This window comes from Cupriavidus sp. WGlv3, assembly GCF_023952475.1.
In the GTDB taxonomy this organism is placed as follows: Bacteria; Pseudomonadota; Gammaproteobacteria; order Burkholderiales; family Burkholderiaceae; genus Cupriavidus; species Cupriavidus phytorum.
The window spans coordinates 65,392-87,974 of sequence record NZ_JALHRX010000008.1; the positions used below are offsets into that span (position 1 = coordinate 65,392).

Annotated in this window: 21 protein-coding genes; 11 read left to right on the plus strand and 10 right to left on the minus strand. The window is 68.1% G+C overall.

Annotation, left to right across the window (positions count from 1 at the left end; translation table 11 throughout):
• Nucleotides 1-45 precede the first annotated feature (45 nt).
• Entirely contained in the window at nt 46-1,326 is a 1,281-nt protein-coding gene (gene boxA, locus MKD38_RS15270) for a benzoyl-CoA 2,3-epoxidase subunit BoxA (RefSeq protein WP_252677989.1), read from the plus strand.
• Between the two features lie 193 nt (nt 1,327-1,519).
• On the opposite strand, the gene paaX is transcribed toward boxA, so the two are convergent.
• Nucleotides 1,520-2,443, minus strand: a complete 924-nt coding sequence (paaX, locus tag MKD38_RS15275; RefSeq protein ID WP_252677990.1) for a phenylacetic acid degradation operon negative regulatory protein PaaX — start codon at nt 2,441-2,443, stop codon at nt 1,520-1,522.
• Between the two features lie 139 nt (nt 2,444-2,582).
• Between paaX and paaA the strand changes: the two genes are divergently transcribed.
• The 9 genes from paaA (at nt 2,583) to MKD38_RS15320 (ending at nt 11,664) form a co-directional block, all read left to right on the plus strand.
• On the plus strand, nt 2,583-3,581 hold the full coding sequence (gene paaA, locus MKD38_RS15280) for a 1,2-phenylacetyl-CoA epoxidase subunit PaaA (RefSeq protein WP_252677991.1): 999 nt from the start codon (nt 2,583-2,585) through the stop codon (nt 3,579-3,581).
• A gap of 57 nt (nt 3,582-3,638) precedes the next feature.
• Nucleotides 3,639-3,920 (plus strand): 1,2-phenylacetyl-CoA epoxidase subunit PaaB, encoded by a 282-nt coding sequence (gene paaB / locus MKD38_RS15285; protein ID WP_012356419.1) that lies wholly within the window; start codon nt 3,639-3,641, stop codon nt 3,918-3,920.
• A gap of 13 nt (nt 3,921-3,933) precedes the next feature.
• The gene (gene paaC / locus MKD38_RS15290; protein ID WP_252677993.1) at nt 3,934-4,686 is read left to right on the plus strand and encodes a 1,2-phenylacetyl-CoA epoxidase subunit PaaC; all 753 of its coding nucleotides are present in this window, start codon (nt 3,934-3,936) and stop codon (nt 4,684-4,686) included.
• Nucleotides 4,687-4,691: 5 nt separating this feature from the next.
• Nucleotides 4,692-5,207: a 1,2-phenylacetyl-CoA epoxidase subunit PaaD gene (gene paaD, locus MKD38_RS15295; protein WP_252677995.1), complete on the plus strand. Its 516-nt coding sequence runs from the start codon at nt 4,692-4,694 to the stop codon at nt 5,205-5,207.
• A gap of 17 nt (nt 5,208-5,224) precedes the next feature.
• Nucleotides 5,225-6,301 (plus strand): 1,2-phenylacetyl-CoA epoxidase subunit PaaE, encoded by a 1,077-nt coding sequence (gene paaE / locus MKD38_RS15300; protein WP_252677997.1) that lies wholly within the window; start codon nt 5,225-5,227, stop codon nt 6,299-6,301.
• A gap of 55 nt (nt 6,302-6,356) precedes the next feature.
• Entirely contained in the window at nt 6,357-8,021 is a 1,665-nt protein-coding gene (gene paaN, locus MKD38_RS15305; RefSeq protein ID WP_252677999.1) for a phenylacetic acid degradation protein PaaN, read from the plus strand.
• 73 nt (nt 8,022-8,094) lie between these two features.
• On the plus strand, nt 8,095-9,444 hold the full coding sequence (paaK, locus tag MKD38_RS15310) for a phenylacetate--CoA ligase PaaK (protein WP_252678000.1): 1,350 nt from the start codon (nt 8,095-8,097) through the stop codon (nt 9,442-9,444).
• A gap of 250 nt (nt 9,445-9,694) precedes the next feature.
• Entirely contained in the window at nt 9,695-10,003 is a 309-nt protein-coding gene (locus tag MKD38_RS15315; RefSeq protein ID WP_135702985.1) for a DUF485 domain-containing protein, read from the plus strand.
• On the plus strand, nt 10,000-11,664 hold the full coding sequence (locus MKD38_RS15320; RefSeq protein ID WP_252678001.1) for a cation acetate symporter: 1,665 nt from the start codon (nt 10,000-10,002) through the stop codon (nt 11,662-11,664). The genes MKD38_RS15315 and MKD38_RS15320 overlap by 4 nt, the downstream gene beginning before the upstream one ends.
• A gap of 38 nt (nt 11,665-11,702) precedes the next feature.
• Here MKD38_RS15320 and fusA read toward each other — a convergent pair whose 3' ends face one another.
• Both fusA and MKD38_RS15330 read right to left on the minus strand, forming a co-directional pair.
• The gene (fusA, locus tag MKD38_RS15325; RefSeq protein ID WP_252678002.1) at nt 11,703-13,766 is read right to left on the minus strand and encodes an elongation factor G; all 2,064 of its coding nucleotides are present in this window, start codon (nt 13,764-13,766) and stop codon (nt 11,703-11,705) included.
• A gap of 201 nt (nt 13,767-13,967) precedes the next feature.
• The gene (locus MKD38_RS15330; protein ID WP_252678003.1) at nt 13,968-14,858 is read right to left on the minus strand and encodes an oxidoreductase; all 891 of its coding nucleotides are present in this window, start codon (nt 14,856-14,858) and stop codon (nt 13,968-13,970) included.
• A gap of 192 nt (nt 14,859-15,050) precedes the next feature.
• On the opposite strand from MKD38_RS15330, the gene gcvA reads away from it, so the two are divergent.
• Entirely contained in the window at nt 15,051-15,947 is an 897-nt protein-coding gene (gene gcvA, locus MKD38_RS15335; RefSeq protein WP_252678004.1) for a transcriptional regulator GcvA, read from the plus strand.
• A 25-nt stretch (nt 15,948-15,972) separates the two neighbouring features.
• On the opposite strand, the gene MKD38_RS15340 is transcribed toward gcvA, so the two are convergent.
• The 7 genes from MKD38_RS15340 to MKD38_RS15370 all read right to left on the minus strand — a co-directional run bounded on the left by MKD38_RS15340 (nt 15,973) and on the right by MKD38_RS15370 (nt 22,536).
• Nucleotides 15,973-17,253, minus strand: a complete 1,281-nt coding sequence (locus MKD38_RS15340; RefSeq protein ID WP_252678005.1) for a CaiB/BaiF CoA transferase family protein — start codon at nt 17,251-17,253, stop codon at nt 15,973-15,975.
• Nucleotides 17,250-18,233, minus strand: coding sequence for a tripartite tricarboxylate transporter substrate binding protein (locus MKD38_RS15345; protein WP_252678006.1), 984 nt, complete (start codon nt 18,231-18,233; stop codon nt 17,250-17,252). The genes MKD38_RS15340 and MKD38_RS15345 overlap by 4 nt, the downstream gene beginning before the upstream one ends.
• Before the next feature lie 32 nt (nt 18,234-18,265).
• Nucleotides 18,266-19,069: an enoyl-CoA hydratase/isomerase family protein gene (locus MKD38_RS15350; protein ID WP_252678007.1), complete on the minus strand. Its 804-nt coding sequence runs from the start codon at nt 19,067-19,069 to the stop codon at nt 18,266-18,268.
• Between the two features lie 10 nt (nt 19,070-19,079).
• Entirely contained in the window at nt 19,080-19,844 is a 765-nt protein-coding gene (locus MKD38_RS15355) for an SDR family oxidoreductase (protein WP_252678009.1), read from the minus strand.
• 1 nt (nt 19,845) lies between these two features.
• Nucleotides 19,846-20,991 carry a thiolase family protein gene (locus MKD38_RS15360; protein WP_252678010.1) on the minus strand — a complete coding sequence of 382 codons (1,146 nt, stop codon included), beginning with the start codon at nt 20,989-20,991 and terminating at the stop codon, nt 19,846-19,848.
• A 29-nt stretch (nt 20,992-21,020) separates the two neighbouring features.
• Complete coding sequence (locus MKD38_RS15365; RefSeq protein WP_252678011.1) at nt 21,021-21,374, minus strand: Zn-ribbon domain-containing OB-fold protein; 354 nt, start codon at nt 21,372-21,374, stop codon at nt 21,021-21,023.
• Nucleotides 21,375-21,606: 232 nt separating this feature from the next.
• Complete coding sequence (locus tag MKD38_RS15370; protein WP_252678012.1) at nt 21,607-22,536, minus strand: LysR family transcriptional regulator; 930 nt, start codon at nt 22,534-22,536, stop codon at nt 21,607-21,609.
• Between the last annotated feature and the right edge of the window lie 47 nt (nt 22,537-22,583).

Sequence of the window (22,583 nt, forward strand, 5' to 3'; positions counted from 1 at the left end):
CCCGAGCGCAGTGCCCGCGTTTGCCCTCTGATTCTGGAGACCGCCATGGACATGGCAGAAATTCAAGTCATCAAGCAGCACCTGATCGATCCCGAGATCTGCATCCGCTGCAACACCTGCGAAGCCACCTGCCCGGTGGGCGCGATCACCCATGACTCGCGCAACTATGTGGTGGACGCCGACAAGTGCAACCTGTGCATGGCCTGCATTTCCCCTTGTCCGACCGGCTCGATCGACAACTGGCGCGACATGCCGAAGCTGCGCGCCTATAGCGTCGACGAGCAGCTGACCTGGGACGCGCTGCCGGACGAACTGTCGCCGGAGCAGCTCGCCGACCTGGCCCCGGGCGCCGACATGCAGTCGGCAGCGCCAGCGCTGCCCGTGGCATCGCCGCTGGCCGGCACCGCCGAGGAAGCCTTCAACAGTGCCCGCTACGGCGCCACCGTGCCGCCGTGGTCCGCGGCGCATGCCTATACCAACCTTTATGGCGCCAAGGCGCCCACCAAGACCATCACCGCCACCGTCACCGGCAACGTGCGCGTGACGGAGGTTGGCCGCGAATACGATACCCACCACATCGTGCTGGACTTCGGCGCGACGCCGTTCCCGGTGCTGGAAGGCCAGTCCATCGGCATCGTCCCGCCCGGCACCGATGAGCGCGGCCGGCCGCACCACGCGCGCCAGTACTCGGTCGCCAGTCCGCGCAACGGCGAGCGGCCGGGCTACAACAACCTGTCGCTGACCATCAAGCGCGTGCTGGAGGACCACGACGGCATTCCCGTGCGCGGCGTGGGATCCAACTACATGTGCGACCTGAAGGTCGGCGACAAGGTGGAAGTGATCGGCCCGTTCGGCGCCAGCTTCCTGATGCCAAACCATCCGCGCTCGAACATCGTGATGATCTGCACGGGCACCGGCAGCGCGCCGATGCGGGCGATGACCGAATGGCGCCGGCGGCTGCGCAAGGCCGGCAAGTTCGACGGCGGCAAGCTGATGCTGTTCTTCGGCGCGCGCAGCAAGGAAGACCTGCCGTACTTCGGGCCACTGCAGAACCTGCCCAAGGATTTCATCGACATCAACCTCGCGTTCTCGCGCACGCCGGGCCAGCCGAAGCGCTATGTGCAGGACCTGATGCGCGAACGCGCGGCGGACCTGGCGGCGCTGCTGGCATCACCGGATACGTACTTCTATGTCTGCGGGCTGAAGAGCATGGAAGAGGGCGTGGTGCTGGCCTTGCGCGATGTGGCGCAGCAGGCGGGATTGAACTGGGAGTCGCTGGCTGAAGGGCTGAAGCGGGAAGGGCGGCTGCATCTGGAGACGTACTGAAGGCGAGGCGCCGCAGATAGCGCCATCGCCGCTCGCAAAGGCTCCCCTCGCCCGCTTGCGGGAGAGGGGTGGGGGAGAGGGCAGGAGCTTCCACGAAGTGAACCGGCATCATGCTTGCCACACGCCGGCCCTCTCCCCCGGCCCCTCTCCCGCGCGCGGGAGAGGGGAGCAAACCGGCGCCTTTCGCGGGATGTCAGGCATGCTTGAACCGCTTGCGCAATTCGTTGGACGCATCGGCCAACCTGCCCTCCGCCACCTCCACCACCTCATGCAGGTACTTCTCGCTCGCCTCCAGCAACGCCCCATACATCCCGCTGCACATCCCCCGCGCCGTCCGCCCCGGCCAGTCCTGCGGCAGCAGCGCCTCCGGCAGGTTCGGGTCGCGCAGCAGCACGCGCCGGTATTCATGGACCAGCAGCGTCCGGACAAAGAAGGCATCCACCGGCGGCAAGCCCGCCGCTTCGTCCGCCAGCGGTGAAAACCGCCGCAGCAGCGCCTGCCACGCGTGCGCCACGTCGCCCAGCTTGAAGGTCTGGTGCATCAGCGCCTGCAGCGGGCGCAGCGAGAAGGCTTCAAGACTGCTCGCCTCCATCACGGCCACATACTCCTGCGCGCGTGCCGCCTGGATGATCTCGCGCAGCGAGGCCAGGTCGGCGTTGGGGTGCGCCAGCACGCCCGGCGCGATCGCACCGAAGCCTTCCCACAGCAATTCGCGCTTCAGCTTCTGCCGGATGGTGGCGCGTACGTCACCGCGCACCAGAACCATGGTCCAGCGGCCGTCCCAGGCAGGCGCATCGCCCGCATAAATGCGCTTGCCGGCGTGCAGCATGCGCTGCAGGCCGGCCTCCGACAGCCCATAGTAGCTGCGCCGCCCGATCCGGGTCGCGGCCAGCCAGTCGTCCGCGGCAAGGCGGAAAGTGGCCGTCCGCACCAGCCTGTCATTGATGCCGAACGGCGCCGCGAGGCGGATCAGGCTGCCCAGCCAGATCGCCTGTGGCTGCGGCGCCACCACATCGCCGAACAGCGTCGACAGCATGGCATTGGCCCCGAGCTTCAGGCCGCGTGCCAGCCGGGCAATGCGCGGGGAGGGCAGTTCCGGAGCCGGGGAAAGCGCCATGATGGTCCTCGAAAGTGATACACATTCGTCGATTGCTTGAATCAAATTGTATCACTACCATCCATTGCAACTGACGAACTTGATGCAAATCAAGCGCCCGTCAAGCTTCAGACAAGGCCCTTATAAAAGCGGAGCAGGCATGTACGCACAGCTGGTGGAGACAGGAGCAACAAGGCTCCGCGCGATGGAAGAGATGGACCCGCAGGAGCGCGCGTTCCAGTCCCGCGTGGATGACGGCATCAAGATCGAGGCCAAGGACTGGATGCCCGAGGCCTACCGCAAGACCCTGGTCCGCCAGATCTCCCAGCATGCGCATTCGGAGATCGTCGGCCAGCTGCCTGAAGGCAACTGGGTCACCCGTGCCCCCACGCTGGAGCGCAAGGCGGTGCTGCTGGCCAAGATCCAGGACGAAGCCGGCCACGGCCTGTACCTGTACAGCGCCGCCGAAACGCTGGGCGTGTCGCGCGACCAGATGCTGGGCGACCTGCATTCGGGCAAGGCCAAGTATTCCAGCATCTTCAACTACCCCACGCTGTCCTGGGCCGACATCGGCATGATCGGCTGGCTGGTCGATGGCTCGGCCATCATCAACCAGGTGCCGCTGTGCCGCTGCTCGTACGGCCCGTATGCGCGCGCCATGGTGCGCGTGTGCAAGGAAGAGTCGTTCCACCAGCGCCAGGGCTACGACATCCTGCTCAAGCTGTGCAACGGCACACCCGGGCAGAAGCAGATGGCGCAGGATGCGCTCAACCGCTGGTGGTGGCCCGCGCTGATGATGTTCGGCCCGTCCGACGGCGATTCGCCCAACAGCGCGCAGTCGATGCAATGGCGCATCAAGCTGTTCTCCAACGACGAACTGCGCCAGAAGATGGTCGACCAGACCGTGCCGCAGGCCGAATACCTGGGCCTGACCATCCCTGACCCGAAGCTGAAGTGGAACGAGGAGCGCGGCCACTATGACTTCGGCGAGATCGACTGGTCCGAGTTCTACAACGTGATCCAGGGCAACGGCCCGTGCAACCGCGAGCGCCTGCGCACCCGCGTCAAGGCCTGGGACGACGGCGCATGGTTCCGCAACGCGCTGGTGGCCCACGCCGACAAGCAGGCCGGCAGGCAGGCGCAGCAAGCCGCCGCCTGACCCATGCGGCGCAGCGCGCCGCTCCCTACATCGCATCGCTTGACACAGGAGGTTGCCATGAAAGAGTGGCCGCTTTGGGAGATCTTTATCCGCAGCCAGCACGGCCTGGCCCACAAGCACGTGGGCAGCCTGCACGCGCCGGACGGCGAAATGGCGATCAACAACGCCCGCGACGTCTACACGCGCCGCAACGAGGGCGTCAGCGTCTGGGTGGTCAGGGCCAGCGACGTGATCGCCAGCAGCCCCGGCGACAAGGGCCCGCTGTTCGAGCCCGCCAACAGCAAGGTCTACCGCCACCCGACGTTCTTCCCGATGCCGGAAGCGGTCAAGCACATCTGATACGGCCAGCATCATGACCAACCACAAGCTCGAATATCTGCTGCGCCTCGGCGATTCCACGCTGGTGCTCGGCCAGCGCCTGTCCGAATGGTGCGGCCGCGGCCCGGCGCTGGAAGAGGACATCGCGCTGACCAACGTCGCGCTCGACCTGGTCGGCCAGACCCGGCTGTGGCTGGGCTACGCCGCCGAAGTGGAGGGCGCCGGCCGCACCGCCGACCAGCTGGCCTTCCTGCGCGACGCGCACCAGTTCCGCAACCTGCTGCTGGTGGAACAGCCCAACGGCAGCTATGCCGATACGCTGGCGCGCCAGTTCCTGTTCGATACGTGGCACTACTTCCAGCTCGAAGCGCTGCAGCGCTCGACCGATGCGCGCATTGGCGAAATCGCCGCCAAGTCGCTCAAGGAAGTGACCTACCACGTGCGCCGCAGCGCCGACCTGGTGGTGCGCCTGGGCGACGGCAGCGAGGAAAGCCACCGCCGCATGCAGGATGCGTTCGACGACCTGTGGATGTTCACCGGCGAACTGTTCGAAGCCGATGCGGCCGATGCCGCGCTGGCGCGCGAAGGCGTGATTCCCGATCCCGCCACGCTGGCCGAGCCCTGGCAGCGCCATGTCGGCGAGGTACTGGAAGAAGCCACGCTTCGCGTGCCCGCCGGCCAGTGGGCGCAGAGCGGCGGCCGCCACGGCCGTCATACCGAACACCTCGGCTACCTGCTGGCCGAGATGCAGTTCCTGCAGCGCGCCTATCCCGGCGCGCAATGGTGAGCATCATGACCGCGCAAGCGCTGGCCCGTCCCGCCGTGGCACAGGTCTGGACTTGGCTCGACACGGTGCCGGACCCCGAAATCCCGGTGATTTCGGTGGTGGACCTCGGCATCGTGCGCGACGTGGCGTGGGAAGGCGATGCCTGCGTCGTCACCATCACGCCGACGTATTCAGGCTGCACAGCCATGACCGTGATCCGCGAAGGCATCGAAAGCGCGCTCGCCGCGCGGGGCGTGGACAAGGTGCGCGTGCAGACGCAACTGGCGCCGGCCTGGACCACCGACTGGATGACCCCGCGCGGCAAGGCCAGCCTTACCGGCTACGGCATCGCGCCGCCGGCGCAGCAGGTGATCGATATCAGCGGCATCAGCCGCAAGGCAGCGCCCGCGCTGGTGGTGTCCTGCCCGCATTGCGGCTCGCGCCATACCCGGCTGGTCAGCCAGTTCGGCTCGACCGCGTGCAAGGCGCTGTACCGCTGCGGCGACTGCAAAGAGCCGTTCGACTACTTCAAGGCTCACTGAGAAGGAAAGATGGGGAGATGAGCAAATTCCATGAACTGACGGTGGCCTCGGTCACGCGCGAAACCCGTGATGCGGTCGCCGTGACCTTTGCCGTGCCGGACGAACTTGCCGACGCCTACCGCTACGTGCAGGGCCAGCACCTGACCCTGCGCACCGGCATCGATGGCGAGGACGTGCGCCGCTCATACTCGATCTGCTCGGCGGTGCAGGATGAACAGCTGCGCGTGGCGATCAAGCGCGTCGACGGCGGCCTGTTCTCCAACTGGGCCAACGAGCAGCTGCAGCCTGGCATGAAGCTGGAAGTGATGCCGCCGTCGGGCCATTTCCACGTGCCGCTGTCCGCCACGCATGCCAAGCACTATGTTGCGTTCGCCGCCGGCAGCGGCATCACGCCGATGCTGTCGATCATCAAGACCACGCTGCGGGCCGAGCCGGACAGCCGCTTCACGCTGTTCTACGGCAACCGCGCGTCGTCGTCGGTGCTGTTCAAGGAAGAGCTGGAGGACCTGAAGGACACCTACCTGCAGCGCTTCAACCTCGTGTTCGTGCTCAGCCGCGAGCAGCTCGACATCGAGCTGTTCAACGGCCGCATCGACGGCGACAAGGTCAATGCGCTGCTGCAGCACTGGGTCAGGCCGCAGGACATCGACGTCGCCTTTATCTGCGGTCCGCACTCGATGATGGAAGCGGTCTCGCAGGCGCTGCTCGACAACGGCGTCGACAAGACCCGCATCAAGCGCGAGCTGTTCGCCACCAGCATCCCGTCGGCGCGGCCCGCCGCGCATGCGCACAAGCAGGTCGGCCAGCAGCAGTGCGAGGTGACCGTGATCCAGGACGGCCGTACCCGTTCCTTCACGCTGGAAAAGAACAAGGAAACCGTGCTCGACGCCGCGCTGGCGCAGGGCATCGAACTGCCGTACTCGTGCAAGGGCGGTGTCTGCTCGACCTGCCGCTGCAAGCGCATCGAAGGCGAGGTCGACATGGACGTCAACTTCGCGCTGGAAGACTACGAAGTGGCGCGCGGCTTCATCCTGAGCTGCCAGAGCTACGCCGTCAGCGACAAGCTGGTGATCGATTTCGACCAGGAAACCTGACGCGTTCTCCTGCCATTCCACATACCCAGATTCACTTTCGCCCCCGGAGCAAGCCGTGTCCCATCCGTTTTTCGAACGCCACCAGGCGCTGCTGGAACAAGCCACCCAAGCCATCGCCACGCGCGGCTACTGGAGCCCGTTCGCTGAAATGCCAAGCCCGAAGGTCTATGGCGAAACCGCCAACACCGACGGCAAGGCCGCCTTCGAGGCCCGCCTGAACCAGCCGTTCGCGCTGTCGCAGCCCGGCACCATCGGCCAGGCCGGCAAGGAAGTCTCGCCGTACGGCCCGGAACTGGGCGTCACCTATCCCCGGCCCGACCTCGATCAGCTCTTTGCCGGCATGGCCCAAGGCATGCCCGCCTGGCGCAAGGCCGGGCCGGAAGCGTGGGTGGGCGTATCGCTGGAAATCCTGCAGCGCCTGAACCGCCGCAGCTTCGAGATCGCCTATGCCGTCATGCACACCACCGGCCAGGCCTTCATGATGGCCTTCCAGGCCGGCGGCCCGCACGCGCAGGACCGCGGCCTGGAAGCCGTGGCCTACGCCTGGGACGAACTGCGCCGCATCCCGAAGCAAGCCACGTGGGAGAAGCCGCAAGGCAAAAACGAGCCGCTGCGCATGGAGAAGCGCTACACCGTGGTGCCGCGCGGCGTGGGCCTGGTGATCGGCTGCTGCACTTTCCCGACCTGGAACGGCTATCCCGGCCTGTTCGCCAGCCTGGCGACCGGCAATGCGGTGGTGGTCAAGCCGCACCCGGGCGCGATCCTGCCCCTCGCGATCACCGTCGAGGTGGCGCGCGAAGTGCTGGAAGAAGCGGGCTTCGACCCGAACATCGTCACGCTGGTGGCCAACGACCCGAGCGAGCGCATGGCGTCGAAGCTGGCGTTGCGCCCGGAAGTGCGCCTGATCGACTTTACCGGCAGCACCGCCAACGGCGACTGGCTGGAGCGCAACGCGCACCAGGCGCAGGTGTACACCGAGAAGGCAGGCGTCAACCAGATCGTCATTGACTCCACCGCGGACTTCAAGGGCATGGTGCGCAATATCGCCTTCTCGCTGTCGCTGTACTCGGGCCAGATGTGCACGGCGCCGCAGAACATCTACGTGCCGAAGGACGGCATCGACACGCCGGAAGGGCGCATCAGCTTCGACCAGGTTGCCGCTGCGATCGGCGAGGCCGTGGGCAAGCTGACCGCAGATCCCGCCAAGGCGGTGGAACTGATCGGTGCCATCCAGAACGACGGCGTGGTGGAACGGATCGAATCTTCGCGCGCGCTGGGCGAGATCGTTGCCGACAGCCGCGTGCTGGCGCATCCCGAATTTCCGGGCGCGCGCATCCGCACGCCGCTGGTGCTGAAGGTCGATGCCAGCGACGAGGCGAAGATCATGCAGGAACTGTTCGGCCCGATCTCGTTCGTCGTGGCGACCGACAGCACCGCGCACAGCATCGAACTGGCCCACCGCGGCGCCAAGACACACGGCGCGCTGACGCTGTCGGCCTATACCACCGATACGGGCGTGACCGAAAGCATCCGCGATGCCGCGGAAGACGCCGGCGTGGCGCTGTCGCTCAACCTGACCGGCGGCGTGTTCGTCAACCAGTCGGCCGCGTTCAGCGATTTCCACGCCACCGGCGCCAACCCCGCGGCCAATGCATCGCTGTCCGATGCGGCCTTCGTCGCCAACCGCTTCCGCGTGGTCCAGAGCCGCTCGCATATCTGATCGCAAGGCCTGCAGTACCCCGGCGCCGGCCCCCCTTCGTACGCGGCGCCATCATAACGAGATGGAGTAGACAATGGTGCAACGCAACCCCAATCCCACCGAGCTGGAGCCGATCGAGCGCGCCAGCCGCGACGAACTGCAGGCGCTGCAGCTGCAACGGCTCAAATGGAGCGTTCGCCATGCCTATGACAACGTCCCGCACTACCGCAAGGCGTTTGCGGCGGCGGGGGTGCATCCGGACGACCTGAAGTCACTGTCCGACCTGTCGAAGTTCCCGTTCCTGACCAAGCAGGACCTGCGCGACAACTATCCGTTCGGCATGTTCGCGGTGCCGCGCGAGCAGGTGGCGCGCGTGCATGCGTCGAGCGGCACCACGGGCAAGCCGACCGTGGTGGGCTATACCGCGAAGGACATCGACACCTGGGCGAGCGTGGTGGCGCGCTCGATTCGCGCCGCCGGGGGCCGCGCCGGCGACCTGGTCCATGTCAGCTATGGCTACGGGCTGTTCACCGGCGGGCTGGGCGCGCACTACGGCGCCGAGAAGGCTGGCTGCACGGTGATCCCGATGTCGGGCGGGCAGACCGAGAAACAGGTACAGCTGATCCGCGAATTCCAGCCCAACATCATCATGGTGACGCCGTCGTACATGCTCAACCTGATCGAGGAGATGGAGCGCCAGGGCATGGACCCGTCGGAAAGCTCGCTGAAGGTCGGCATCTTCGGCGCCGAGCCCTGGACCGACGCGATGCGCGCGGAGATCGAGGCGCGTGCGGGCATCGACGCGGTGGACATCTACGGGTTGTCCGAGGTGATGGGGCCGGGCGTGGCTTGCGAATGCATCGAGAGCAAGGACGGCCCGGTGATCTGGGAAGACCATTTCTATGCCGAGATCATCGACCCGGTGACCGGCGAGGTATTGCCGGATGGCTCCGAGGGCGAGCTGGTGTTCACCTCGCTGACCAAGGAAGCACTGCCGGTGATCCGCTACCGCACCCGCGACCTGACGCGCCTGCTGCCGCCGACTTCGCGGTCGATGCGCCGCATCGGCAAGATCACCGGGCGCTCGGATGACATGCTGATTATCCGCGGCGTCAACGTGTTCCCGTCGCAGATCGAGGAACTGATCCTGAAGGCGCCGGCGCTGGCGCCGCAGTACCAGCTGGTGGTGACGCGCGACGGGCATCTCGACAAGCTGGAGGTGCGGGTCGAGGCGCGGCCGGAGCGGTCCGCTTCGCTGTCGGCGGATGACCGGGCGGCGCTGGAGCGGGATCTGAAGGACCAGATCAAGACCTATGTCGGCGTGACCACGCGGGTGCAGGTGGTGGCGGCCGAGGGGATCGAGCGCACCACCGTCGGCAAGGCAAGGCGCGTGCTGGACATGCGGCCGAAGGTCACGCACGAACAGCCGGTCGGCGCGATCTGACGGCGCTGCTTTTCACTGCCGCCGCCAGCAAAGGCTCCCCGCGAAGTGGGAGAGGGGTGGGGGAGAGGGCCAGAGTATCCACAGCGTGACGCGGCATCGTGCTCGCCACACGCCGGCCCTCTCCCCCGGCCCCTCTCCCGCAAGCGGGAGAGGGGAGCAGACCGTCGGCATATCGACACCCCAACCACGAACCCTACCGATGGCAGCCACCCAGAGCCGCCACACCACCCCCTGCGCCAAAGGAGACACCATGGACGCGCGACAACTGGAAACCATCCAGAACCACCCCGACTTTATCCGCCTGATCCACGGCCGCACGCGGCTGGGCTGGTCGCTGACGCTGGTCATGCTGGCGGTCTACTTCGGCTTCATCCTGCTGCTGGCCTTTTCGCCCGCCACGCTCGGCACGCCGGTCGCCGGCGGCGTCATGACGGTCGGCATCCCCGTGGGCGTCGCGGTGATCGTTGCCGCCGTGCTGCTGACGGCCATCTACGTCCACCGCGCCAACCGCGACCTGGACCCGCTCAACGAACGCGTGCGCAAGGAGTGCGAAGCATGAAGCCGGTACACCTTTCCCTCGGCGCCGCCCTGTGCGGTCTGGCAGCCAGCGCCGCCACTGCAGCCCCCGCAATCCAGGGCGAAGCCGCCCAGCGTCCGCTGAACTGGAGCGCCATCGTGATGTTCCTGCTGTTCGTGCTGTTCACGCTCGGCATCACCCGCTGGGCCGCGCGGCGCACGCGCTCGGCGTCGGACTTCTATGCGGCCGGCGGCGGTCTCACCGGCTTCCAGAACGGCCTGGCGATCGCCGGCGACATGGTGTCGGCCGCGTCGTTTCTCGGCATCTCGGCGATGATGTTCGACAAGGGCTACGACGGCCTGATCTACGCGCTCGGCGTGGTGGCGGGCTGGCCGATCATCCTGTTCATCGTCGCCGAACGCCTGCGCAACCTTGGCCGCTACACTTTTGCCGACGTGGTCTCTTACCGGCTGGCGCAGAAGCCGGTGCGCATCACCGCCGCGTGCGGCACGCTGACGGTGGTGATCATGTACCTGGTCGCGCAGATGGTCGGCGCGGGCAAGCTGATCGAGCTGCTGTTCGGCACCAGCTATGAATCGGCGGTGGTCATCGTCGGCGCGCTGATGGTGCTGTACGTGATGTTCGGCGGCATGCTGGCAACAACCTGGGTGCAGATCATCAAGGCGGTGCTGCTGCTCGGCGGCGTGACCTTCATGGGGGTGATGGTGCTGGCCTATTTCGGCTTCAGCCCGGAAGCCATGTTTGCCAGCGCGGCGAAGGTGCATGACAAGGGCGCCGCGATCCTGTCGCCGGGCGGACTGGTGTCCAACCCGATCGATGCGATCTCGCTCGGCGTCGGCATGATGTTCGGCACCGCCGGCCTGCCGCACATCCTGATGCGCTTCTTTACCGTGGCGGACGCCAGGGAGGCGCGCAAGTCCGTACTCTACGCCACCGGCTTCATCGGCTACTTCTACGTGCTGATCCTGGTGGTGGGCTTCGGCGCGATCGTGATGGTTGGCGCGGACCCGGCCTATCGCGACGCGGCGGGCAAGCTGATTGGCGGCAGCAACATGGTGGCCGTGCACCTGTCGCACGTGATCGGCGGCGACCTGTTCCTCGGCTTTATCTCGGCGGTGGCGTTCGCGACCATCCTGGCGGTGGTGGCGGGGCTGGCGCTGTCGGGCGCGTCGGCGGTGTCGCATGATCTCTACGCCAACGTGTTCCGCCGCGGCCAGGCCAGCGAGAAGGACGAGATCCGCGTGTCTAAGCTCGCCACGCTGGTGATCGGCCTGCTGGCGATGGTGCTGGGCGTGATGTTCGAGAAGCAGAACATCGCTTTCCTGTCCGGGCTGGTGCTGGCGATCGCCGCATCGGTCAACTTCCCGGTGCTGTTCCTGTCGATGTTCTGGAAGGGCCTGACCACGCGTGGCGCGGTGGCGGGGAGCCTGACGGGGCTGGTGTCGGCGGTGGTGCTGCTGGTGCTCGGGCCGACCGTGTGGGTCGGCATCCTGAAGCACGAATCGGCGATCTTCCCCTATGCCAACCCCGCGCTGTTCTCGATGACGCTGGCCTTTGCCGCCGCCTGGCTGTTGTCGGTGCTGGACCGTTCGGCGCAGGCGAGCGCCGAGCGCCAGCGCTACGGCGCTCAGTTCGTGCGCGCCATGACCGGCATCGGCGCGGCCGGCGCCAGCCAGCACTAAACCAGCACTAAGCCCGCCCTAAGCCCGCACCGTGCAGGTCAGTCGGTGTCCTGCTGCGCCTTGTGGCGGGACGCCATCTTCTCCTGCTGCCCCGGCGGCACGTTGTCGTAGTGGCTGAACTGGATGGTGTAGCTGCCGTGGCCGCCGGTGATGCTGTTCAGCCGTGACTGGTAGTCGTTGAGCTCCGACAGCGGCACCTGCCCGGCGACGATCACCGTGTTGCCGGCGGCGGTGCGCGTGCCATGTACCTGGCCGCGCTTGGTCGACAGGTCGCCGATGATGTCCCCCATGGCGCTGCCTGGCGCCGTGACCTCGATATCGACGATCGGCTCGAGCACGCTCGGCCTAGCCTTGAGCACCGCGTCGATAAAGGCCTTGCGGCCCGCGGTGGCGAACGCGACTTCCTTGGAGTCGACCGGGTGGCTCTTGCCGTCGTACACGGTTACGCGCACGTCCTGCATCGGAAACCCTGCCAGCGGGCCGCTGTCCAGCGCCTGGCGGATGCCTTTCTCGACCGCCGGAATAAACTGCCCGGGAATCGCGCCGCCCTTGACCGCATCGATAAAGTCGAAGCCCGCGCCGCGCGCCAGCGGCTCGATGCGCAGCATCACCTCGCCGAACTGGCCGGCGCCGCCGGTCTGCTTCTTGTGCCGGTGGTGGCCTTCGGCCCTGGCGCCGATGGTTTCGCGATAGGCGATCTTGGGCGGGCGCGTTGCGACTTCCAGCTTGTACTGTTCGGTCAGCCGCTCCAGCGCGCAGCGCAGGTGGAACTCGCCCAGGCCGAACACCACGGTCTCGTTGGTGCCGGCCGGGTGCTCGACGCGCAGGCACGGGTCTTCCGCGCTGAGCTTGTGCAGGACCTCGGCCAGGCGCTGCTCGTTGCCGCGCCGCGCCGGCTCGATCGCCAGCCCGTAGATGGGGGTGGGAAATTCCAGCGGGGTCAGGTGGATGTTGCCGTCCTCGGTGGCGTCGTGCAGCACCGCGTCGAAGCCCAGTTCATCGACCTTGGCCACCGCGCAGATATCGCCCGGGCCGGCGCGCGGCACTTCCTGGGTCTCCTTGCCCTGCAGCCGCAGCAGGTGCGCCACCTTGAACGGCTGGCGCCCTTCGCCGATATAGAGCTGGCTGTCGCGCGTGACCGTGCCCTGGTGGATGCGGAAGATCGCCAGCTTGCCGACATAGGGATCGATCACCACCTTGAACACATGCGCCAGCACATGCTTGTCCGGCACCGGTTCGGCGCGCACTGCCTGGCGCCGTTCCGTGCCCTCGGCGTCCGCGCCGGTGGAGCGGTAGAACAGCGGCGGGTTGCCTTCGGTGGGATTGGGCAGCAGCCGCACGAACACGTCCAGCAACGCTTCGATGCCGGCGCCGGTGACGGCCGAGGTAAAGCAGATCGGCACCAGGTGGCCTTCGCGCAGCGCGCGCTCGAACGGCGCATGCAGTTGCTCCGGGGTGATGGCCTCGCCTTGCTCCAGGTACAGCTCCATCAGCTCGGGGTCGATCTCGATCACCTGGTCGATCAGCGCATCGTGCGCGGACGCCACAGATAAAAAATCCGACTCGCCGGCCGGATTAAAGAAGCAGTCGACCACCTTGCCGCCGTGGTCGGCCGGCAGGTTGATGGGCAGGCATTCCTTGCCGAAGGCCTCCTGGATCTCCCCCAGCAGCGCGGGCAGGTCGACCTTGTCGCCGTCGATGCCGTTGATGATGATCATCCGGCACAGCTGCCGCGCCTGCGCCCACGCCATGGCGCGGCGCGTGGTCATCTCGATGCCGGTCTGCGCATTGATGACGATGGCCGCGGTTTCCACCGCGGCCAGCGCGCTGATGGCGTGCCCGGAGAAATCCGGGTAGCCCGGGGTGTCGATCAGGTAGACGCGGGTGTCGCGGTAGTCCAGGTGGGCGACCGCGGCGCTGAGCGAGCGCTTGTACTTGCGCTCGAGCGGATCGTTGTCGCACACGGTGGACCCGCGTTCGACGCTGCCAGGCGTGTGCACCGCACCGCCCTTGTGCAGCAACGCCTCGACCAGCGAGGTCTTGCCGCTTCCTGCGTGCCCGAGCAGGGCGACAGTGCGGATGGCATCGGGACTCTCGTGCATGGTGGCTCTCGGTTCGTCCGGCAATGACTCTCAGGGCATTATTGGCGAAATTTGGCGGAAGCGACATATATGCGTGCCGATACCGTGCAATGGCCGACGCAAGAGCGACTTCAAGTGAAGAGGCCGGCTCTCCGCCGGCCTCTTCCGGAGACGCGCCGGCTTGACTGCAGTGCAGCAAACCGTGCGCTGCGCGGCGCAGGCTCAGTCGCGTGCGTCGGCGTGGTCGGTCGACACCGCGAGCGCATGCCACGCGGCCAGCTCGCCTTCCACCTTGCGGTGCTTGTCGGCAATCCGGGCGACCGTGTCGGAACCCAGCGGCAACCGCACCGGCGGCGTGTCGCTGTCGGCAAGCGCGAGCAGGGCCGCGGCCAGCTTGGCCGGGTCGCCGGGCTGCTGGTGATTGGCCGAGGCCATGTGAGCGCGCATCGCGCCGACCGTCTCGGCGTACTCGCCGATCTCCGTGCCGACGCGCACCAGCGAGCTGGCATCGAGGAAGTCGGTGCGGAAGAAGCCAGGTTCGACCACCGTGGCGTGGATGCCCAGCGGCGCCAGCTCGGCCGACAGCGCTTCGGTCAGGCCCTCGACCGCGAACTTGGTGGCGCCGTACACGCCCCAGCCCGGATACGCCGCATAGCCGCCGATCGACGAGATATTGACGATATGGCCGCGGCGCTGGCGTCGCATCTGCGGCAGCACCGCGCGCGTCACCGCCAGCACGCCAAACACGTTGGTGGCGAACTGCTGCTCGACTTCCCTGGCCGAGGCCTCTTCCACCGCGCCCAGCAGGCCGTAGCCGGCGTTGTTGACCAGCACGTCGATGCGGCCAAAACGCGCCACCGCGGCCTCGGCGGCGGCGACTGCCTGGGCTTCGCTGGTCACGTCCAGCGCCACCGCGAGCAGATTTTCATGCTCGCCCACGGCGCCGGTCACGGCCTGCGGGTTGCGCGCCGTGGCGACGACACGGTCGCCGCGGGCCAGCGCGGCGCGGGTCAGCTCGAGGCCGAAGCCGCGCGAGGCGCCGGTGATGAACCAGACCTTGGCGTCGGTGCTGGCGGGGCTGGTGGGGATGGCTTGGGTTTGGCTGGCGGACATGGTGAATCTCCTTTGCGGTTGCGTGGCGTTGGACTGCGATCTCGGATGGCGGGGGCCACGGAGACAAATTTAGGCTGGCGGGGCCCGCAACACTAGCCACCCCAATGGCGTTTCAATGGCAACTACTAGTTGTCAATGAATCTGCGTCTGTTTCGATTGAGCAAACCTCAACCGTATGGCAGACTCGCCGGCATGGACAAACTGCCCCCATTGAACGCGTTGCGCGCCTTCGAGGCGGCCGCTCGGCATCTCAGCATCACGGTCGCGGCCGAAGAGCTGCACGTCACGCCTGGCGCCGTCAGCCGGCAGATCCGCGCGCTCGAACAGGGCCTGGGCGTGCAGTTGCTGCATCGCGGCCACCGCCAGATCTCGCTGACCCGCACCGGCGAGGACTACTACCGCGCCGTGACCCGCGCGATGGACGAGCTGCGCGACGCCACGCGCCGCCTGAGCAAGCGCGCCCGGCGCAGGCAGCTCAAGGTGCGCGCCTATACCACCTTTGCCATGCGCTGGCTGATCCCGCGCCTGTCGAGCTTCCATGCCGCCAATCCCGGCATCGAGGTGCTGCTGACCGCCTCGCTCGATCCGGTCGATTTCCGCCGCGAGGATATCGATGGCGCCATCCGGCTGGGCGACGGCAACTGGCACGGCGTCAACGCCTACCGGCTGGTGTCGAACATCCTGGTGCCGGTGTGCAGCCCGACGCTGCTGGACGCGGGGCCGAAGGTGAAGCGCGCCGCCGACCTGCAGCACCAGACCCTGCTGCATTCGATCGCGCGCCCCGATGACTGGAGCCACTGGCTCAAAGCCGCGCGCGCCGACAAGGCGGTCGACGCGCGCAGCGGCATGACCTTCCAGAGCTCGGCCATGGCCTATGCGGCGGCGGTCGAAGGCCAGGGCTTTGCGATGGCGCAGCGCTTCCTGGTGGCGGCCGACCTCGATGCGGGCCGGCTGGTGGCGCCGTTCCGCCAGACCGTGGATATGGGTGATTTCACCTACTACCTGCTGACGCCCGCGGACCGCAAGGAGAGCCCGAGCATGGCGGTGTTCCGGCAGTGGCTGCTGGCGCAGTTCGAAGCGCAGGGTTGAAGCGCCGGGCGGAAGCGGTGCAGCCTCAGGCGGTAGCGGTCACCGGCGGGGCCGCCTGCGGTCGCGCCGCCGGCACGCCGCAGTGGACCGCGCCCGATGCCGACAGGGCCGCAATCTCGTCGTGGCTGTAGCCAAGCTCGGCCAGCAGAGCCTCGGTATGCTGGCCGCGGGCCGGCGCCGGACGTGCCGGCAGCGCGTTCTCCTGCACGCTGTTGATTGGGAAGCCCGGCATGCGGATCTCGCCCAGCGTGTCGTGCCGCACGCTTTGCATCATGCGGTTGGCCGCCACCTGCGGATGCGCCAGGACCTGCTCGTAGTTCGCCACCGGCGCGCACAGGATGTCGGCCTCATGTAGCAGCGCCAGCCAGCACTCGGTGGTGTGCTTCACGAAGGCGGTGGTCAGCGCTGCCACCATGTCGGCGCGATTGGCCACGCGCCGCGCCGGGGTGGCAAAGCGCGGATCGTCGGCCAGGCCTGGCTGGTCCAGCACATCGCACAGCCGGCGCCAGCGCTCGGGCATGTAGGCCGCCACCATGATCCAGCCGTCGGCGGTCCGGAAGGCCTGGTTGGGCGCGGAGTAGGGGGCGGCGCTGCCGATGCGCTGCGGCAGCTGCCCGTCGGCGCCATAGCTGGTCAGCGACGACTGCTGCAGCGCCAGCGCCGCATTGAACAGGCTGACGTCGAGATGACCGCCCAGACCGTCGCGCGCGCGCTGCGCGAGCTTGGCCAGCACGCCCATGCAGGCCACATAGCCGGTCATGACGTCGACCACCGGCGCCTGCACCTTGCAGGGTTCGCCGTCGGGCGCGCCGGTCAGGCTCATCAGGCCGGAATCGGCCTGCAGGATGCCGTCGACGCCGGCGCGCTGCGCATAGGGTCCGTGCTGGCCGTAGGCCGAGATCGAGCAATAGATCAGCCGCGGATGGTCGGCCGCCAGTTGCGCATGATCGAGGCCGAGGCGCGCCATCACCCCGGGACGCATGCTCTCGACCACGATGTCGGCGCCCGCGACCAGGCGGCGCGCCACCGCCACGCCGTCGGCGGACTTCAGGTCGAGCGCCACGCCCAGCTTGTTGCGGTTGAAGCCGTGGAACAGCGCACTGTCGTCGCCGATCCATGCGGGGCCCAGGCCGCGGCCGAGTTCGCCGCCGGGCGGCTCCACCTTGATGACCCTGGCGCCCATGTCGGCCAGCAGCATGGTGCAGGTCGGCCCGGCGCCGATCTGCGTGAAGTCGATCACGGTCAGGCCGTCCAGGGCGTCGCGCAGCGTGGGTTGGGCCGTGGCGGCAGGGGCGGGCGCGTTCATAGCGCCACCTTGATGCCGTTGTCCTGGATCAGCCGCTGCCAGCGCGCCAGGTCCTTGCCGATATGGGCCTTCAGCTCGGCCGGCGACGAGGCCTGCGGCTCGAAGCCTTGTCTGGCCATCTGCTCGGCGATGTCGGGCGATTTCAGCGCGGTGACCAGCGCGGCGTTGAGCTTGTCCACCACCGCGCCGGGCGTGTGCGCCGGCGCCAGCAGGCTGTACCACAGCTCGGCGTCGTAGCCGGTTACGCCGGCCTCGGCAAAGGTGGGCAGATCAGGCATCAGCGCCGTGCGCTTGTTGCCGGCAATGCCCAGCGCGCGCAGCTTGCCGGCGCGCACATACTGGATCGCCGAGGCAATGGTCGCAAACGAGATCTGCACCTGCCCCCCCATCAGGTCCGTGATCGATGGCCCGGTGCCGCGATACGGGATGTGCAGCAGTTCGGTGCGATTGAGCTTGGCAAAGACTTCGCCGGCCAGGTGCTGCGGCGTGCCGTTGCCCGGGCTGCTGTAGCTGAGCCTGCCGGGGTTGGCACGGCTGTACTGGATGAAGTCCTGCAGCGTGCGGAACGGCTGCTCCGGATTGGCCACCAGCATGATCGGCACCGCGGCGATGCGCCCCACCGGCGCGAAGTCGCGCTCGATATTGAAGGGCACCCTGGTGCCGAGAAAGGGGTTCATCGTGACCTGGCTCGAGGCGATCACCAGCGTATAGCCATCGGGTGCCGCGTGAGCGACGAAATCGGTGCCGAGGTTGCCGCCGGCGCCGGGCTTGTTCTCGATCACGATGGTCTGGCCCAGCAGCTTGCCCATTTTGGGCGCGATCAGCCGCGCCAGGATATCGTTGCCGCCGCCGGGGGCGAACGGCACCACCAGCGTGATCGGCTTCTGCGCCGGGAAGGGCGCCTGCGCCGCCGCGCCCAGCGCCGTGGCTGCCAGCATGGCGGCCAGCGCCGTGCGTGCGAATCGGGTCATGCCAGTCATGGTCTGTCTCCTTTCGATGGGTTTTCGAACGCTCAACGCCCGGTGTAACGGGGCTGGCGTTTCTCGGCGAAAGCCTGTCGGCCTTCGGTGCGGTCCGCGGTATCGCGCAGCACGCCCCAGTAGAGTTCGGTGAGCTGCTGCGCGTCGGCTTCGCCAAGGTGGCTGGTCTGGCGCGACAGGCGCTTGACCGCCTGCACCGCCAGCGGCGCATTGGCGGCGATGCGCGCGGCGATCGCCAGCGCGCGGTCGAGCAATACGTCCGGCGCCACCGTCTCGCTGACCAGCCCGATGCGGGCTGCCTGTTCCGCATCGATCCGCTCGCCGGTCAGCACCATCTGCATCGCGTGCGCCGCGGGCACGGCCTTCAGCAGCCGGTGCAGGCCCGAGACCGCGGGGATCGAGCCGACCGCCGTTTCGGGCAGGCCGAAGCTCGCCTGTGCCGATGCGATCCGCACATCGCATTGCAGCGCCAGCTCCAGACCCGCGCCGAGGCAGTGGCCGTTGACCGCCGCGATCAGCGGCTTGCACAGGTCCAGGCCGGCCAGGTCCATCAGGCGGATATAGAGCCCGAGGTCGGCGGCCGGTTCCGGCGCGCGGAACAGCGCCTGCGCGTAGCTGGCGGGCGATTCGCGCGTGCCTTTCAGGTCCGCGCCCGCGCAGAAGGCGCGCGTCCCGGCGCCGGTCAGCACCGCCACGCGCAGGTCGTCGCGGTCGCGCACTTCGGCCAGGTGGGCGCGCAGTTCGCGCAGGGTGGGCAGGTCCAGCGCATTGAGCGCCTCGGGTCGGTCGATGGTCAGCACCGCGACCGCGCCTTCGAGTTGGCGTCGTACAGTCATGGCGGCCTCCTTATACGCTGGGCGACGACAGGCTGCGCCCGCCGCAGACATAGAGCACCTGCCCCGTCACATACGACGCGCGTGGGTCGAGGAAGAAGCTGACCGCATTGGCGATATCGTCGGCGGTGCCGATGCGCTGCACCGGCACCGATTTCTGCAGGCGCGCCTGCACGTCCGCGGCAAAGCCGCGGAACAGCGGGGTATCGACGATGCCCGGCGCCACCGCGTTGACGGTGATGCCCTTGGCCGCGAACTCGATCGCCAGCGAACGCGTCAGGCTGACCACGCCGCCCTTGGCCGCGGCATAGTTGGCCTGCCCGAAGCCGCCCAGCCACGCGCGCGACGAGATGTTGACCACACGGCCGTAGCCGCGCTCGACCATGCCTGGCAGCGCCGCGCGGCAGCACAGGAATTGCGAGCGCAGGTTGGTGTCGACGACCAGGTCCCAGTCTTCGTCGCTCATCTTCAGGAAGCGCATGTCGCGCACCGCGCCGGCGTTGTTGACCAGGTAGTCGACGCGGCCAGTGCGTGCCTGCACCTGCGCGAAGGCGTCGTTGACCGCGGCCGAGTCGGTCAGGTCGGCACTGGCGCCGAAGGCATTGAAGCCCTCGGCAACCAGCGCGCCGACGGCGGCATCGAGCGCGGCCGCGTCGCGGTCGAGCAGGGCCACGGCCAGGCCCTGGCGCGCCAGCTGCGTGGCGATACCCAGGCCGATGCCGCGCGCGGCACCGGTCACCACCGCCACGTGCGCGGAATCGAAGCTTTGTGTGCGCATCTCAGACTCCCAGCAGGTGGACGGACGAGGCGGCGTGGTCCACGCCCGCAATGCCGCCGCCGGTGCATTGCGTCAGGCCGATGCGGGCCTCCGCCACCTGGCGTGCGCCGGCCCGGCCCTGCAGCTGCCACAGGATCTCGACCATCTGCGCCACGCCGGTGGCGCCTAGCGGATGGCCCTTGGCCAGCAGCCCGCCGCTGGGGTTGACCGGCACGCGCCCGCCCAGGCGCGTCGCGCCGGACTTGAGCAGCGCCACGGCGTCGCCGCGCGGCGCCAGGCCGAGGGCCTCGTAGTAGAGCAGCTCGGCGATGGTGAAGGCGTCGTGCAGCTCGACCACGTCGACGTCCTGCGGCCCGAGCCCAGCCTGCACGTAGGCCTGGCGCGCGGCGCGCGCGGTGATCTCGGCATCGAGGATGTCGTCGTCGGCCTCTTCGCGCATGCCCGACACCACCACCGACGACAGCACCTTCACCGGCCGCGGCTGCGCCGGACGGTGCGTGCCTAGCACCAGCGCGGCGGCACCATCGACCTGCGACGGGCAGCATTGCAGCAGCGTCAGCGGATCGGCAATCATGCGCGAGGCCAGCACTTCTTCGACCGTGGTGGAGTTGCGCTGCTGCGCGTACGGGTTGAGCGACCCGTGGTGGCGGTTCTTGACCGCAACCTCGGCCAGGTCGGCCGGCCGGGCGTCGCGCTCGTACAGGAAGCGCGTGCCGCGCATCGCATAGACCGCGGGCAGCACCATGCCGGACCTGGCATAGAGCTCGGTCTTGTGGTCGTTGCGCTGCAGCGGGATGGTGCCGCCGCCGAGCGCGGTGAGCTGCTCGATGCCGAACACCAGCACCGTGTCGTATTGTCCGGCGAGCAGCGCGTGCCGCGCCAGGTGCACGCCGGTGGCGCCGCTGGCGCAGGCGTTCTCGACGTTGTAGACCGGGATGCCCTTGAGCCCCAGGTCGCGCACGATGAGCTGGCCGAGGATCATGCCGCCCAGCACGTTGGCGCAGTAGACCGCCTGGATGCGGCCGGCCGGCACGTCGGCGTCGGCCAGCGCCTTCAGGATGGCCTGCTGCGCCAGTTCCGGCGCCAGCACGCCGGGATGGCGGCCGAACGGCGTCATCGCGCCGCCGTGGATGTAGATGTCCTGCATGGTGCTTACCTTTTCCTTCTCTCGATCGTTCAGGCCGGGACGTCTTCGAACACATAGCCAAGCTCGGCGTCATGCCGCGGCGCGTAGCGCGCACCGATGACCGGGCGCGCCGCGCCCAGCAGGCGGCCGAAGATGCGCACCGGCCCGACGAAATCGACATAGCCGAGCGCGTACGGCGGCTGCCCGGTCTTGGGCGCGGGGTGGATCACGGTATAGCTGTAGAGCGTGCCCGTGCCGGTGATGGCGGCGGCCTCATGGCCCTCGGCCAGCGGCGAGTCGGCGGGCAGCGCCGGGAAGATCCAGGCGCCGGTGGCGCGCTCGCGCGAGGCAAGCAGATGGGGAACGGGTTCCGCGCTCCAGAGCGGATAGGGATGGTCTGACATGGCTGTCTCCTGCGGTTGGGCCTGGTGTAATGGTTGTCGCCGGCGGGCCGCGCGACAAACGATATTTCAGGCGCTTTCGGTTGAGAAAAAATCAAGCGAAGGCAACGGGCGGGGGGAATGGAAGGAAATGGGAGTCAGGCCCGGGAGAAGGAGGGGGCGCTTCTGGCCGCCGATCTATGCGGGTGGGTGGCGCCGGCTGCGAGCGCGGTGGCGCGGGCCGGCGATGGACGTCTCAGTCCGCCACCCCCACCAGCCGCGACAACGATTGCTCCGCGCCGCGCGAGGCTGCTACCACGAAGTCGATGAAGCGCCGGACCCGCACCGGCATCTGGCTGCGGTGCGGGTAGTACATGTACAGCCCGACCTGGCTGCTGCTGTATCCGGTCAGGACTGCCCTGAGCCGTCCGCTGACCAGGTCGGCATGGACCATGTAGGCGGGCAGCTGGCCGATGCCGATGCCGGCGCGTACCGCCTCGACCTCGGTTTCCACATCGTTGAAGCTGGCCACGGCCGGCAGCTCCTGGTACACAAGGTTGCCGTCCACCTGCAGTTCCCACGGCACCATGCGGCCGGTGGCGGGGCGGCGGAAGCCGGTGCACTGGTGCCGCGGCAGGTCGTCGAGCGTGGCCGGCTCGCCGTGCCGCGCCAGGTACTCCGGCGCGGCGCAGATCACCAGCGGCAGGTCGCACAGGCGCCGCGCCACCAGGTTCTGGCCGGGGCTGGTGCCGACGCGGAAGCCGACGTCGATCCTGGCTTCGACCAGGTCGGTGAAGAGGTCGCTCAGCACCACGTCGAAGCCGATGCCGGGATGCTGGTCGCGGAAGCCCTTGACCAGCGGCACCAGCACGCGGCTGCCGAGCGACGGCGGCGCGGTCAGCCGGATCAGCCCGTCGTCGTCGCCGCGGCTGGCGCGGACCTGCTCGAGCGCTTCGTCGAGCTGGCGCATGCCGGGCGCGGTCAGTTCGAACAGCCGCGCGCCCTCCTCGGTCAAGCTGAGCTTGCGCGTGGTCCGGTGCAGCAGGCGCACGCCCAGGTGGGCCTCGAGCGTGCGCACCGCCTTGCTCGCCGCCTGCGGCGTGACGCCGGCCTCGACCGCGGCACGCCGGAAGCTGCCTGCGCGCACCACGCCGAGGAAGAGGGTGAGGACCCGGGCCTTGTCCATGACTGGCAACCTGAGGTTGGGAATGCGCCATCATAGCGCCAGTCATG

Bases quoted from the DNA above. Each gene is read 5' to 3' on its own strand.
- gcvA (WP_252678004.1), top strand. From the start codon at position 15,051: ATGGACAAACTGCCCCCATTGAACGCGTTGCGCGCCTTCGAGGCGGCC.
- paaD (WP_252677995.1), top strand. From the start codon at position 4,692: ATGACCGCGCAAGCGCTGGCCCGTCCCGCCGTGGCACAGGTCTGGACT.
- MKD38_RS15365 (WP_252678011.1), bottom strand. From the start codon at position 21,374: ATGTCAGACCATCCCTATCCGCTCTGGAGCGCGGAACCCGTTCCCCAT.
- paaA (WP_252677991.1), top strand. From the start codon at position 2,583: ATGTACGCACAGCTGGTGGAGACAGGAGCAACAAGGCTCCGCGCGATG.
- MKD38_RS15315 (WP_135702985.1), top strand. From the start codon at position 9,695: ATGGACGCGCGACAACTGGAAACCATCCAGAACCACCCCGACTTTATC.
- fusA (WP_252678002.1), bottom strand. From the start codon at position 13,766: ATGCACGAGAGTCCCGATGCCATCCGCACTGTCGCCCTGCTCGGGCAC.
- MKD38_RS15370 (WP_252678012.1), bottom strand. From the start codon at position 22,536: ATGGACAAGGCCCGGGTCCTCACCCTCTTCCTCGGCGTGGTGCGCGCA.
- MKD38_RS15355 (WP_252678009.1), bottom strand. From the start codon at position 19,844: ATGCGCACACAAAGCTTCGATTCCGCGCACGTGGCGGTGGTGACCGGT.
- MKD38_RS15350 (WP_252678007.1), bottom strand. From the start codon at position 19,069: ATGACTGTACGACGCCAACTCGAAGGCGCGGTCGCGGTGCTGACCATC.
- MKD38_RS15360 (WP_252678010.1), bottom strand. From the start codon at position 20,991: ATGCAGGACATCTACATCCACGGCGGCGCGATGACGCCGTTCGGCCGC.
- paaX (WP_252677990.1), bottom strand. From the start codon at position 2,443: ATGGCGCTTTCCCCGGCTCCGGAACTGCCCTCCCCGCGCATTGCCCGG.
- paaB (WP_012356419.1), top strand. From the start codon at position 3,639: ATGAAAGAGTGGCCGCTTTGGGAGATCTTTATCCGCAGCCAGCACGGC.
- paaK (WP_252678000.1), top strand. From the start codon at position 8,095: ATGGTGCAACGCAACCCCAATCCCACCGAGCTGGAGCCGATCGAGCGC.
- paaE (WP_252677997.1), top strand. From the start codon at position 5,225: ATGAGCAAATTCCATGAACTGACGGTGGCCTCGGTCACGCGCGAAACC.
- paaC (WP_252677993.1), top strand. From the start codon at position 3,934: ATGACCAACCACAAGCTCGAATATCTGCTGCGCCTCGGCGATTCCACG.
- MKD38_RS15320 (WP_252678001.1), top strand. From the start codon at position 10,000: ATGAAGCCGGTACACCTTTCCCTCGGCGCCGCCCTGTGCGGTCTGGCA.
- MKD38_RS15345 (WP_252678006.1), bottom strand. From the start codon at position 18,233: ATGACTGGCATGACCCGATTCGCACGCACGGCGCTGGCCGCCATGCTG.
- MKD38_RS15340 (WP_252678005.1), bottom strand. From the start codon at position 17,253: ATGAACGCGCCCGCCCCTGCCGCCACGGCCCAACCCACGCTGCGCGAC.
- MKD38_RS15330 (WP_252678003.1), bottom strand. From the start codon at position 14,858: ATGTCCGCCAGCCAAACCCAAGCCATCCCCACCAGCCCCGCCAGCACC.
- boxA (WP_252677989.1), top strand. From the start codon at position 46: ATGGACATGGCAGAAATTCAAGTCATCAAGCAGCACCTGATCGATCCC.